This is a genomic window from Clostridium sp. 'deep sea' (genome assembly GCF_014931565.1).
Taxonomy (GTDB): domain Bacteria; phylum Bacillota; class UBA994; order PWPR01; family PWPR01.
On record NZ_CP063353.1, the window covers coordinates 952556 to 967042 of the forward strand.

Annotated in this window: 11 protein-coding genes; 3 read left to right on the top strand and 8 right to left on the bottom strand. The window is 32.0% G+C overall.

Features of this window, described 5'->3' with window-relative positions; all coding sequences use genetic code 11:
* Positions 1-115: 115 nt before the first annotated feature.
* From IMX26_RS04525 to IMX26_RS04535, 3 genes are all read left to right on the top strand, one after another.
* Positions 116-1801 carry a M14 family metallopeptidase gene (locus IMX26_RS04525; RefSeq protein WP_195160494.1) on the top strand — a complete coding sequence of 562 codons (1686 nt, stop codon included), beginning with the start codon at positions 116-118 and terminating at the stop codon, positions 1799-1801.
* A gap of 731 nt (positions 1802-2532) precedes the next feature.
* The gene (locus tag IMX26_RS04530) at positions 2533-3405 is read left to right on the top strand and encodes a phosphatidylglycerol lysyltransferase domain-containing protein (protein ID WP_279324893.1); all 873 of its coding nucleotides are present in this window, start codon (positions 2533-2535) and stop codon (positions 3403-3405) included.
* A gap of 2 nt (positions 3406-3407) precedes the next feature.
* Positions 3408-4574 (top strand): GNAT family N-acetyltransferase, encoded by a 1167-nt coding sequence (locus tag IMX26_RS04535; RefSeq protein WP_195160496.1) that lies wholly within the window; start codon positions 3408-3410, stop codon positions 4572-4574.
* A gap of 171 nt (positions 4575-4745) precedes the next feature.
* Here the strand turns inward: IMX26_RS04535 and IMX26_RS04540 are convergent, their stop codons facing one another.
* The 8 genes from IMX26_RS04540 to IMX26_RS04575 form a co-directional block, all read right to left on the bottom strand.
* Complete coding sequence (locus IMX26_RS04540; protein ID WP_195160497.1) at positions 4746-6071, bottom strand: metallopeptidase TldD-related protein; 1326 nt, start codon at positions 6069-6071, stop codon at positions 4746-4748.
* On the bottom strand, positions 6071-7450 hold the full coding sequence (locus IMX26_RS04545; protein WP_195160498.1) for a TldD/PmbA family protein: 1380 nt from the start codon (positions 7448-7450) through the stop codon (positions 6071-6073). The genes IMX26_RS04540 and IMX26_RS04545 overlap by 1 nt, the downstream gene beginning before the upstream one ends.
* 30 nt (positions 7451-7480) lie before the next feature.
* Positions 7481-8590, bottom strand: a complete 1110-nt coding sequence (locus IMX26_RS04550) for a serine hydrolase domain-containing protein (protein WP_195160499.1) — start codon at positions 8588-8590, stop codon at positions 7481-7483.
* A gap of 36 nt (positions 8591-8626) precedes the next feature.
* Positions 8627-9592, bottom strand: coding sequence for an oligopeptide/dipeptide ABC transporter ATP-binding protein (locus tag IMX26_RS04555; RefSeq protein ID WP_195160500.1), 966 nt, complete (start codon positions 9590-9592; stop codon positions 8627-8629).
* Between the two features lies 1 nt (position 9593).
* Positions 9594-10607 (bottom strand): ABC transporter ATP-binding protein, encoded by a 1014-nt coding sequence (locus tag IMX26_RS04560; protein ID WP_195160501.1) that lies wholly within the window; start codon positions 10605-10607, stop codon positions 9594-9596.
* 8 nt (positions 10608-10615) lie between these two features.
* Complete coding sequence (locus IMX26_RS04565) at positions 10616-11545, bottom strand: ABC transporter permease (RefSeq protein WP_195160502.1); 930 nt, start codon at positions 11543-11545, stop codon at positions 10616-10618.
* A gap of 6 nt (positions 11546-11551) precedes the next feature.
* Positions 11552-12490 carry an ABC transporter permease gene (locus tag IMX26_RS04570; RefSeq protein ID WP_195160503.1) on the bottom strand — a complete coding sequence of 313 codons (939 nt, stop codon included), beginning with the start codon at positions 12488-12490 and terminating at the stop codon, positions 11552-11554.
* Between the two features lie 80 nt (positions 12491-12570).
* Positions 12571-14226, bottom strand: a complete 1656-nt coding sequence (locus IMX26_RS04575) for a peptide ABC transporter substrate-binding protein (RefSeq protein ID WP_195160504.1) — start codon at positions 14224-14226, stop codon at positions 12571-12573.
* Between the last annotated feature and the right edge of the window lie 261 nt (positions 14227-14487).

Consider the following 14487-nt stretch of genomic DNA (forward strand, 5'->3'; position numbering starts at 1 on the left):
AATTTCAAAAACTAACAAGCCAAATACCAATAAAAGCCCTCACCCTTTTAATTTAGTTAGGGTTAAGCAGGATTAAGTATTAATATCTAGAATTAGCATTTTAGGAGGGATAGAAATGTTGAATTTTGAAAAATACTTACTTTATGATGAGATAACTAATCTGTTGCAAACATGGGCTAAAACATATCCCCAGTACGCCTCTTTAAATAGTATAGGCAAAAGCTATGAAGGTAGAAATGTATGGGCTATGACTATTACCAATATTGAAACTGGTGCCCCAGAAACTAAACCTGCTATGTATATAGATGGTAATATTCATGCTGGTGAAGTTACAGGCTCTATGGCTGCTTTACATTTAATAAATACATTATTAACCTCAAGTGAAGAAAAGATAAAAACTCTACTTGATACAAAAACATTTTATATATTACCCAGAATAAATCCTGATGGAGCTGAGCTGTACTTAACTACTGCTACTAAATTGCGTAGTAGTGTAAGACCATATCCCACTTATAGAAAAGATGAAGACCCTGCTGGTTTACATGCAGAGGATATTAATGGAGATGGCAGAATACTATTAATGCGAATAAGAGATGACAAACATGGAGCATGGAAAATAAGCCATCAAGATAATCGCATGATGATAAAAAGATCACCTTTTGATTTTAATGGTCCATTTTATCATGTGTATACAGAAGGGGTATTAAAGAATGATAAAGGTGAGTTAGCTAATGAAGTTAAATATCCTTTTGAGAGTATAGACACTAAGTATGGGCTTGATTTAAACCGTAACTTCCCAGCTGGTTATAGCCCTCATACACCTGGGTCAGGACCATTTCCATTATCTGAGCCCGAAACACGTAATCAAGTTGAGTTTATTGATAGACATAATAATATTGCAGGAGTTTTGCTTTATCACACAACAGGGGGCGTTTTATTTAGACCCCATAGTACCATAGCAGATAAAAATTTTGCCAAGTCTGACCTAGCAATGTATGAGGTATTAGGTGATATAGGTACCCAAGTAACTGGCTACCCTGTAATCTGTTGTTATGGAGATATTTGGTCAGGAGTACTTGATGATTGGTGCTTTGAGGCTAAAGGGCTATACGCCTTTACTCCAGAATTATGGGATGCTGTTGGCCGAGCAGCTCCAGAACTCAAAAAGAAGTTCATGAAAAAAATGAGCAAAGAAGAAGAGCAACAACTCGAGTTAAAGCTATTACAGTGGAATGATAAAGAACTTATGGGCAAAGGCTTTATTAACTGGCACACTGTAGATCACCCCCAACTTGGTAAAGTTGAAGTTGGTGGCTGGAAAATTAAAGACTGTCGTCAAAATCCACCACTAAAGTTCCTAGAGCAAGAGTGTTATAAAATGACCCAGTTTTCATTGTCTTATGCTTTATCACTACCGCAGGTTCATATTGATGAAACTGAAGTTACCAAAATAGAAAACAATGTATATGAAATAGAAGCTTTAGTTTCTAATCACGGTTATATGGGTACTAGTATTAGTGAGCAAGCTCAAAAGCAAAAGGCTGTTCGAGAAGATTTAGTTAGAATTTCTCTGACTGATACAGCGAAACTACTAAGTGGGACCTTACAAACAAACATTGGTTATCTACAAGGTTTTTCTGCTGGTCAGCAAAAAAGGTCTTATTACTTTGGCAAACCTGCCCATTGTGCTAAACGCCTAAAATGGCTGGTTAAGTTCACTGACGAATGTGAAAAGAAAGTTAGAATTACTGTGGTTTCAGAGCGTGGTGGAATTAAGGAAAAAGAAGTTGTAATTGAATAGTAATTATAATGGGGGTTAGCTTATAAGCTAGCCCTCTGTTTTGGTGTGGATAACCCGCGGGTTATGGGGTGGACTCGCCTATCGGCTTCGTGGGGTGGGTATCCCTAGGGGATACGGGGTGGACTTCGCGGATACTTCCGTAGCTGAAAGCCCAAAAAGAGTCAGAAAATAATTCCTCAGCATAACTGGGTCACTTCGTCAGATATAATGGACTCATCATTTGAACTTAACAGACCATTTACCTATAGCTAAAAATTAGTGATTGATAAATAAAAAGTTACTTTATTATAATAATTACTTAAAATTTCTTTTATTATGTTTTTTGCTCAATTTTAAACTACAATATTCACACGGAAAGATACTTGCTATCGTACTGCTAAATCACATGAGCAGAGCGATATGTATAATCACCGTTTGCATAGCAAACCCACTCCGTTTTGACTAGTCAAAACCCACTCCACAATGCCTTTAGGCGAGTCCTCCACGTAGTTGACAGTACGTTTTATGGAACATCGTGGAATAAAATCGTTACATCTAAATTATAATAATGTCAACTACCCACACCCGATCTGGTCATATGTTCACCAATTTAAAATTTAGTTAAAATCTCTTTTACAAACACGTACGTTTGTTTTGACAAATAGTGTTTTTTTGTAATAAGATAAAAGAGTTAGTTACTTCAGGGAGGTTTTATTATTTTTAAAAAACTCAACTTAGATAATAGAAATATTATAGAAAAATACTTAAATAAAGCCAATTATGAGCTTTGTGAATATAATTTTAATACACTCATGTTATGGGATCCTGTAGAAAAATATTCATATATAACAGATGATCAAACACTGTACTTGTTTAGTGAGCAATATAAACATATGTTTATGCCAGTTACCCAACAAGAAAACTGGTTTGAGAGCTCTAAGAAACTTATTGAGTGTTTTAAAAGCAAAAATATACCTTTAATAATTGCCTATTCGTCTGAAGAATATGCCAATTACTTACTTAAAACATTTCCTAATCAGTTTATCAAGGAGCCTGTTCGCAATCTTTTTGATTACGTATATGATGCTGAAGAGTTAAGAACATTAAAAGGTAGAAAATACGTAAAAAAACGTAATCATGTAAATAAATTTTATAGAACATTTGAGAAACGTTTCGAGTATAGAGCCTTAACAGAAGCAGATTTTGAAAATTGTCGTAAACTAATACAGCTATGGCAATTTGATAAAACTACAACTGAAGCAGGTAAACACTCTTATTTTAAAAGTCATTCTTTAGAAGATGGCATTGAAAACCTCTTAGAGAACTATCAAAAACTTAATTATAAAATTGGGGGTATTTATATAGATAATGTTCTTGAGGCATTTTCTATTGGAAGTATTCTCAACGAAGATACGGCCCAAATACATGTCGAAAAAGCTAACCCTCATATAAGAGGTTTGTATCAGGTACTAAATAAAGTCTTTTTAAACGAAAACTTTCCTAATGTAAAATATGTTAATCGAGAAGACGATGTTGGGGTAGAAGGGTTGAGAAAAGCCAAACTCTCTTATCACCCAATACATTTAGTATCTAAGTATATTATAAGCGAAATTACAGGTGATTAATGATGAATTTAAGACTAGCTAACAATAGTGACCTTTTAGAAATAAAAGAGTTATGGCAGTATTGTTTTGATGATAGTGAACAGTTCGTTAACTACTACTTTAAAAATAGGTATATTCCTGAAAACACTTTAGTAATTGAAGAGAACAGTAGAATTATTACCTCATTACAGATGAATCAATACCAATTACATGTTGCAAATAAAACTATAAATACAAGCTATATTGTAGGTATTTCGACCCTTCCAGATAAACGGGGCATAGGATTAATGAAAAGAATATTACCTGCTGCTCTGCAAGCTATTAAGAGTAAAGGTCAGAGCTTTGCTTTAATGATGGCAATTGACTCTCGTTTGTATTTGAAATATCAGTTTGCTTATATCTGTGAACAACTTTGCTTTAACTACCAAACTGCTAACTGTAAAAAACAACATATTAATGTTAGTTATAAAAAAGCTAGCCATGAAGACAGCAGAATTTTAATGGAAATCTATAATAGGAAATATAGAAATACTTTTATAAAGCTACTGAGAGATGAAGAATTTTTTAAGGAGCTCATTAAGGAGTTAGCTAGTGAAAATATTAATCTTTTTTTAATAAAAGATAATGACCTAACCGAATATACAGGTTATTTTACTTATTTAATTGAAGAAAATACATTTTATATAAGAGAGTTATGTTACTTAAATTTAAATACTTTGCATGGCATTTTAAATTTTGTTTATCAACATAGTATGCAGGCTGACACAGCAGAAATTATTACATGTAGTAATGATTTTTTAAAGCAGATAACACCTATTAACAAACATACCGAGATTAATATTTTTCCATTTATTATGGGCAGAATTATTAATGTAGCAAAATTTTTAAATTTTAATTTACCTAATGCAAAAAAATGTGAAATAACAATAAAGGTAATTGATAATTACCTTGCAGAAAACAATAACTGTTATTTACTAAAACTTAAGAATAATCAGCTTACTACATTACAAACAACTAATAAACCTCAACTAGAAATGGGTATTGAAACTCTAACTCAAGTTAGCTGTGGATATTTATCAGCAATTATTTCTCGGGAAATGGGTTTAATTACAGTTTTTGATGAGGTTGCTTTTATGAATTTTACTGGATTATTTAATAAAAGTAATAATTATTTAAATGAATATGTATAAATACAATAGCCAAATTAGAAAACATTACAATTAAACATCATTTTAACTACTGTTTTTTTTATAAACACTTTAAGTGCAAGGTATTTTCTTGCACTTAAAGTGTTTTTATTTTGATTTTTTGAGATTTAACAGCTCTACAAATTGTTAATTATTTTTAATTAATAGCTAGAGTTATAGACCACCAATCATTAAGTTTTGAATAAGCAATGAAGGAGATTCAAAATAACTTCCGTTAATAATTGAGGATTTAACATCACAGGAGATATCTAAAATATTATATAGCAAATCATAGAAATTTCCGCTAGTTGTTACTTGATTAATAGCCTGAACTAATTTTCCATTCTTTATATAGTAACCATTTGAAATCAACGAAAAATCTCCTGTAACAGTATTTATGCCTGCATGCAGTCCATCAATGTTAGTAATCATTACTCCATTATCAATACTTAAAATAATCTCTTCAGTAGTTTTACTGCCTTTTTCAATATAGCAATTAAGTGCTGAGATAGCTATATTACTTTTATATGAGTTTCTAAAAGCATTTCCTGTTAGTCTTTTAGGTTTATGTGATGCATTGGTTAAAATATTTTTTAACTCACCATTGTGTATTAAATATTTCTTAAATGTTTCTGTTCCCTCATCATCAAATGTTCTTTTAAATATCCCACTATCTGGATCTTCAAATAAATTCAATTCTGTCACAGCTATTTTTTTATTTTCTTGACCTTTTAAATTACTACTGCCCTTTTCTATTGAATCAATTTTAAAGACATCTAAAAAACATGAAAAGATATCAGCCACAACACTATTCTTTAATATTACTTTATATTTACCTGTTTTTATTGGTGAAGCACTTAACATACTTGTTGCCTCATATATAGCATCTTCTAATAATGCATCATAATCAATATCAGTAAAATCTTCTTTTATTGACTTAGCACATCCACTCTTTTTATTATCTAACTCACTAGCTACCACAGTTATAGATCCAACTGTATACTTGTATTCATTCTTTAACTCTATACCTTTTTCATTAAAGATTACAATTGAAACTTTGTTCTCATAGTATGAGCATACAGGTACAGAGCTTATCTTTGCATTTAGAGTGTAGGCTTTGTCTTGAGTTTCTTTTAATTTTTGAATAACTAAATCAATATTTGTATCACTAATCTTAATATTTCTATCATTAATATTTTGCTGTTGCAAATAGCTTTTTTTAGCCTTTTTATTATTAAACACTGCAGTACTTTTAATGTTTTTTATAGCCTCTGTAATAGCTTTGTCATGAAATTGCTCGATATAGGTCTCACTATATCTATCCTGATAATTACCTCTAATATTTATGCCTTCATTATTAGCTAACTCATATTTTTGGACTTCACCATCTAAAACATTTATAGAAGCAGACTGCGAACTGTGATAATAGACCTCCACATCAGTGATATTCTCTGTATTACATCGTTTTATTATTTTTCTAATAAAATACTCACTTACCATTATCTCATTCCCCCTACTGTCATATTTGAGATTCTAACTGTAGGTTGACCTGCACCAATAAATAATGCTCCACTGGACGCAAAACAATATCCTTGACCAATACATAAATTATCTCCTACCATATCAACAAGCTTCAGTATTTCCCCACCCTTACCAATTAATGTAGCTCCCTTTACAGGAGTTGTAATTTTTCCATTTTCAATTAAATATGACTCTAATACAGAAAAATTAAACTCCCCAGTAACTGGGTTAACTGAACCAGCATCTATTGATTTAACAAATAATCCTTTATCAGTATTAGAAATAATCTGATCTTTTGAGTGTTTACCTGCCTCTATATAAGTATTTGTCATTCGTGAAGTAGGGGCAAATTTGTATGATTCTCTTCTTGCAGAACCAGTAGGCTGCATGTTCATTATTCTACTATTGAGTTTATCAATCATGTATCCTTGTAAAATACCATTTTTTATTAATACATTTTTTTTCGTTTTCATTCCCTCGTCATCAATATTTAATGAACCCCAAGCTTTATCTATACTGCCATCATCAATAAGTGTTACAACATCTGAGGCTACCTTTTGGGATAGTCTGCCTGAAAATTCAGAATTACCTCTTGCTACACTACTTGCTTCTAAACTATGGCCACAGGCCTCATGAAACATCAGACCACAAAAACCATTATCTACTACCACACTCATCTGTCCAGCTTTGCAATAATTAGCACCAGCTATGGTTAAAGCTGAACGTGCTGCTTCTCTTGCAAACCACTCAATATCTAATGTATCATAAAACTCAAAACCCATTGAGGCTCCTGGCCCCATATAGCTTTTATTAATTATGTTATTTTTTTCAGCATAAGCATTAATAAAAAGCCTTGTTTTTAGTCTGTTATCTTCTTTATAAACACCCTCTGTATTAGCAATCAATACATGCTGCTCTTGATCCAGATATCTTACAATCATTCTCTTTACTGCATTATTTGATGACAATCCAGCAGATATAGCTTGATTTATAACATTTAGCTTTTGTTTATATGAAATTTTGCTAAAGTATTTCTCTGCATCTATTTTACAAGCTTTAAGATTTGATAGTGGCGACATTGGGTTTATGCTAGTTTTATTAAATACTTTACAAATATTTTTGGTTATTTCTATAAGGTTATTTTCCGAATCGTCACTTGTATAGGTATATACAAACTTATCGTTAAAAAAAACTCTAATTCCAATTCCATAATCTTTGGCTACTAGACCATTCTCAACAATATTATTGTTAACTGTTATAACTGTGTTAAATTTATCTTCTACAAAGACTTCTGCAAAATCTCCTCCATAAGATAGTGCAGTTTGTAAAATCTTATTTATTATGTTTTGATTTATCATTTGTATTCTCCAAAATTACTAACTGATTTGCTATTTGCCATATTCAGACATAAGCATTTCCATTAAAGAAGTACCTAAGTCAATAACTCCATCAGCACTATTACATAGAACCACAACACCAAATCCATTCTCTATGTCTAGGGCATAGTAACTGGTATAACCACTAGCCAAACCATCGTGTTCATGAATTGTTTTGTTTTTTACTTTAGCTAAACGCCATCCAAGACCAATGGTTTGTTTACCACTAAAATGAACTTCTTTTGCTAAATCAAAAGCCTTCTGTAATTCTTCATCACACTCAATTTGTCCAAGATTTGCTGCAATAAAGCGCGCTAAGTCACGTGTACTACTTTTTATACCTGCGCATGCTTTCAGCGCATCAAAATCCCACTCGTATCCCTTTGTACTACCAGTTAAATATGGCAAAGCTTTTCGAGCTTGTAATTGCTCGCTTAAATAGATTGCTGTACTTTTCATATTTAGTGGATCAAAAATATTCTTTTTCAGCAAATCTTCATATGTGCAACCTTCAACATCCTCCAAAATGCACCCCAATAATCCAAAACCAAGGTTAGAATACTCGTATAAAGTTCCAGGTTTGCGATGCAATGTATTTTTTGATAGAAATGTTATTAATTTTTCTTTAGTATAGTTCTTATATGGATTTGGCCCTGAACTCCAATTTCTAGGCATTCTAGGTAACCCAGATGAATGGGTTGCTAAATGTTTTAGCGTCATAACTGAGTCCTTATACTCATATGATTTTAGATAATCTGCATACTTGTTTACTGAATCATCTAATGAAACTTTTCCTTGTAAAGACTCAAAAGCTAATAATGAACCTGCAAAAGGTTTAGATAAGGAGGCTATTTCATAGATAGTATTTTTTGTTACCTTTTCTACATCTACGCTAGTCTTGCCATAATTCAAGTAAGCAACATTACCATCCTTAATTATTGCGACTGACATTCCTACAAACTCTTTTTCATTAAAGTATTTATCACAAGTACTATTAATAGCTTTAAGAATCTCTTTATCTTTTAGTTTACCTAATTCACTTTCGTCACTACATCCAACACATAATCCTAATACACATATAACTATTAAAGTTAATAATATGGTTTTGTTTAAAACTCTCATAAATATTCTCCATTTTTAATTACTTGTTTATACCATTTATAAAAACTGTTTATAATGATGACATGCAACAAAATGATTTTTTTCAACCTCTTTAAGAGCCGGACGTTCTTTTCTACATATATCAGTTGCAAAACTACACCTAGTTGAAAACTTACATGCTTTAGGTGGATTTATAGGACTTGGCACTTCTCCTTCAATTATTAAACGTTTTCTTTGTTTTGCAGGATCAGGCTCTGCATCAGGTATAGCTGACAAAAGTATTTGAGTATAAGGATGTAAAGTGTGTTCAAATAATTTTTCGCTATCACAAAGTTCAACCAAACTGCCTAGATACATTACTCCAATCCTGTGTGATATATGTCTAACCATTGATAGATCATGAGAAATAAATAAATAGGTTAAATCTCGTTCTTTTTGCAACTTAATCAGTAGGTTAACAATCTGTGCTTGTATAGACACATCTAAAGCTGAAATTGGCTCATCACAAACAATTAATTTTGGTTCTACTATTAATGCACGAGCTATTCCTATGCGTTGACATTGCCCCCCAGAAAGTTCATGGGCAAAGCGATTGCCAAAGCTTTTAGTGAGTCCTACAGAGTATAGTATCTCATCTACTTTTTTACTTTTTTCTTTTTTTGATAATTTAAAATGTACATTAAGCCCCTCTGCAATAATCTCAAAAATTGTCATTCTAGGATTAAGAGATGAATAAGGGTCTTGAAAAATCATCTGTGCATTTTTTTTAAAAGATAGCGTTTCGTTTTTATTAAATTTACTTATATCTTCTCCATTAAAGGTTACCTGACCAGCAGTTTGCTCGTATAGTTTTAATACAGTTCTACCACATGTTGTTTTACCACATCCAGACTCACCAACTAACCCTAGAGTCTCTCCTTTTTTTATTACAAAACTAACATCATCAACGGCTTTTAAGGTAGTATTTTTACCTACATTAAAATACTTACAAAGGTTTTGAACCTCTAAAATATTATCACTCATGTTAAATATTCTCCTTTTTATATAAAGGTTCTACATTAGGAGCAGAGGGATGCATTAACCAACATGATAATCTATGGTTATCTGTTAATACGGTTTCTATTGGCATTTGCTCACGACAAATTTTCATACAGTATTGACATCTATCTGCAAAAGGACAATGATTTAAAGGTAATATTAAATCAGGCGGTGTTCCTTTTAAAGCATATAGCTCTTGTCTACTTTTAGCCAATTTAGGAATTGAACTTAATAATGCCCAAGTATATGGATGTTTTGGATTGTAAAATATTTCTTTGGCATTGCCTCGCTCAACAACTTGTCCTGCATACATAACTTGAATTTTGTCAGCAAAATTAGCTACTACTCCTAAGTCATGAGATACTAGAATAATTGACATATTAAGCTCTTCTTTTAACTCACTTAATAAATCCATAATTTGAGCTTGAATTGTAACATCAAGTGCAGTAGTTGGTTCATCAGCTATTAAAACACTTGGATTACAGGCTAACGCTATAGCTATCATAACTCTTTGGCGCATACCTCCTGATAGCTGATGAGGATAAGAATCCAGTCTTTTTTCAGCATCGGGAATACGTACTAAATGAAACATCTTGAGAGCTTCTTTTCTGGCCTCATCCTTATTTAAATTCCTGTGAAGTATTAAACTCTCCATAACTTGCTTTCCACAAGTCATTGTAGGATTAAGCGAACTCATTGGGTCTTGAAAAATCATACTAACTTCATTACCTCTATACTCTTGCAGTCTTTTTTTATTCATCTCCAACACATTTTCACCATTATAGAGTATTTTGGAACCATCTTTTATTTCAGCTACAGATTCTTTTAGTAACCTCATAATTGACTTTGCTGTCACTGTTTTTCCGCATCCCGATTCACCCACAAAAGCAAGTGTCTCACGTTTTTTTAAATCAAAGCCAACTCCTCTTACTGCTCTTATTTCACCTGCATAAGTGTTAAAAGAAATTCTAAGGTCTTTAACTTCTAAGATTTTATTCATAAAAATACCTACTTTCGTAAACGTGGATCAAGTGCATCACGTAAACCATCACCCATAAGAGTGAAGGATAACATTGTTAAAGCAATCATAAACGCTGGAAAAAAGAGTTGATACGGATAGTGCGTAAATACTCCTTGAGCAGATGAGGCTAATGCACCCCAACTAGTTCCAGGGGGTTGTATTCCAAGCCCTATATAGCTTAAAAATGCCTCAGAAAAAATATACCCCGGTATTCTAAAAGTAATAGATACTATTACAACACTAATAGTGTTGGGTATCATATGTTTCATAACGATTTTTAAAGGGCTAACTCCCATTGCTTGCGCAGCAAGAATATAGTCTTCACTTTTAATTTGTAACATTTGAGCCCGTACCATTCTTGCCATACCACACCAGCCTGTTATTGTCATGGCTAAAATCAAAGTACCTAAACTTTTACTATTAAATAAAATAGACATTAAAATAACCACTATTAAGTATGGTATACTAATGATTACTTCCACTATTCTCATCATTATGGTATCAACTTTACCACCAAAATAAGCTGCGATTCCACCATATATACAACCAATTACCGAAGATATAAAAGCACCTGCAAGTCCAATAATTATTGATACACGTCCACCTACACAAACTCTTGCAAATAAATCACGACCTAGTTTATCTGTTCCAAACCAATGTTTTGCACTTGGTGATTGCTTTCTTTCAAGTTTGTTTACTTCTTCATAATTATAACCACTTAAATAAGGTCCAATTATTACCATTGTTATAATAATAAGCAATATAACCATAGAGACTAATGCTACCTTATTTTCTTTAAATCGCCTCCATGCATCTTTAAAATAACCTACTCGTGGACGAGAGATTGTATCTCCATGATTATCTGATATTCCAATAATTTCAAAAGAAGATGGGTCTATATTTTTTTTAGTTTGCATAATTTTTTACTCCGTAACACTATCATTTGATATCCTAATTCTTGGATCTATCAATACATATACTAAATCAACTATTAATTGCATTAATACAAATAAAGCAGCATAAAAAATAGTAGTACCAAGAATCATAGTATAATCATTATTATTAATTGAACTTATATAGTAAAAACCTATTCCAGGAATAGAAAACATTTTTTCTGTTACAAATGAACCGGTAAAGATTCCGACAACACTACCAGCAAACATAGTAACAGCTGGTAACATGGAGTTTCTTAAAACATGTCTAATAATTACCTTACTTTCAGACAAACCTTTTGCTCTTGCTGTAAGTACATAATCTTGCTCAAGTGTATCAAGCATACTAGATTTTATATATCTAGCATAGGTTGCAATAGGGCCAAAACAGAGTACTAAGATAGGTAATACTAAATACTTAGGTTTACCCCAGCCCGAAGGAGGAAGCCAGCCTAACTTTACCGCAAACACATATTGCATCAATGAAGCCAATACAAAAACTGGAATTGTAACGCCCAAAATAGCTATAAACATAACAATATAATCAGGCCATTTATTTTTGTATAAAGCAGCTATTATCCCAAGAGCAACCCCAATTGTTACACCAATAATTAATGCTATGCCCCCCACTAGTCCCGATACAGGTGAAGTACTGGCAATAGTTTCACTAATAGATCTGCCTGCATAAACAACACTTTCGCCTAAATCAAGACGCAATAAGCCTTTCATGTATGAAAAATACTGACTAATTAATGGCTGATCCAAACCATATTTAGCATAAAAATTTGCTCTAGTTTGCTCTGGCAAGGCTTGCGCCATAGAAGCAAGTGGATCTCCAGGTATACTTCTCATTAAGAAAAATGTTATAGTTACAATTATAAACAGTGTAAACACCATATATATACATCTTTTTAAGATATACTTTTTCACTTTTATTCTTCCTTTCAACAAACAGTAACAGATACTATAAATGGGTAACAAAAGTTACCCATTTATTGGTTTTTATTTTTCTATCTTCCTTCTGTATACATATATTTATATCCCTGGCTAGCAAATCCTAATGTTGAATATCCATACACATAATTCCTATAAAAAATGTGTGTTGTATTGGTAGCCAATGGGCATACAACGTTATCATTCATTAAAATTTTCTCAGCATCCATATAATACTGAAGTCTTGTCTCTTCATTCATTTCTATTGCACCCTTATTGATTAAAGCATCATATTCACTATTACTCCAACCAGTTCCAACTTGATCCCACTCTGAATAAAAAATACTTAATACATCATAAGGGTCATTGTAGTAAGCACCCCAACTCATAAAAGCTAATTGATAATTTCCCTTTTTAACATTTTCACTGAATATGCCCCAATCAGCAAAATCAATTTTAAGCTCTACTCCTAATTCTGTACTGTATACTTGCTGTAGGTATTCTCCATATGTTCTATACCAATCATTTGTTCCTGCTAATGATAATGTTAAATCTAATTTTGAGGCATCATCACCAAGACCAAGCTCTTTCATACCCTCAATTAATAAGTCTTTAGGTGTTTTTCCTAAAGCAGTTAATTCTGCTTTCATCTCTTTTAATGAATCACCTGCAGCCTCTCGGAAATTTCTCTCTCCCACAGAAATTGTAGGAACAACCCAGCCATAGGTTGGTACTCTTAAACCTCCAAAACACATTTCATTGATATCTTCATGATCAATACATAAATTAAAAGCTCTTCTTATCTTTTCATTTTTAAACAAATCATTTTTAGTGTTATAAAAATTAAAAACAAGTCTTTGAGTTGTATTATGCTCATATTTAGAGTTCTCATCTTTTTTAAACTCATCTAGCCATTCTTTGGTATTAACATTAACATAATCTAAAGTACCACTTTTATAACTATTAATAACTGTTGTTATATCAGATACAATGCTAATATTCACAGTATCTAGTTTTACAGAGTCAACATCCCAGTAATTAGGATTCTTTTTTAACACTAGTGAACTGTTATGTACCCAACTATCTAAAACAAAGGGTCCATTATATATAGTATACTTAGCTTCTGTACCATACTTTTCACCCCACTCTTTTACTTTATCTTCTCTCTGAGGATAATAAATAGTGGCATTACACATTTCTAAAAAGGCAGGTGTAGTATTAGCAAGAGTTATTTCTAAAGTTTTTGCATCAATAGCTTTAACTCCCAATTCAGATATATCCATTTCACCTTTACTAATTTGATTGTAGTTTAAAATTGGTGTCAAAAACCAACTGTTTGGACAACCAGTTTTGGGATTAGCACTTCGTTTTAATGAATATACATACTGTTCTGCTGTTACAGGCTGACCATCGGACCATTTATTATCTCCTAAATGGAATGTCCAAACTGTACCATCTTTACTGGATTCCCAGGATTGAGCATCACCAGGAGCCATAAAATACTCGCCTTCTCTATCAACAAGACGCACAAGACCTTCCATTACATTTGTCACAATACTTGATGAATACGTATCGGAGCGTAAAGAAACATCTAATGAATTTGGATCTGCTGATAAATAATTATTTAAATATTGTTCAGTGTTTATGTTACCTGCTTCTTCTTTTTTACATGCTGTAAAACTAAAACATACAACTACTACCAGTAACATTGCTATTGCTTGTTTTATCTTCATTTTAACCTCCATAATTATATAGATTCCTAATTTTAAAAACACATTACTCAGCTATATTTCTTTTAACCTCCATTTCTTAAGTTTTTTTATTAAATTAATGTAGAAATATAGTAGTAAAAATTTTTTAATTATTTATTAATTCATTATTAAAGAGATAATAAAAACGCGTACTGCAATAGTATAATTAGTATATTATGTTATTATTTATTGCTAATTTACTGTAATAAAGAAAAACTACTAACTTTAAGCAAGGTAGCCTTA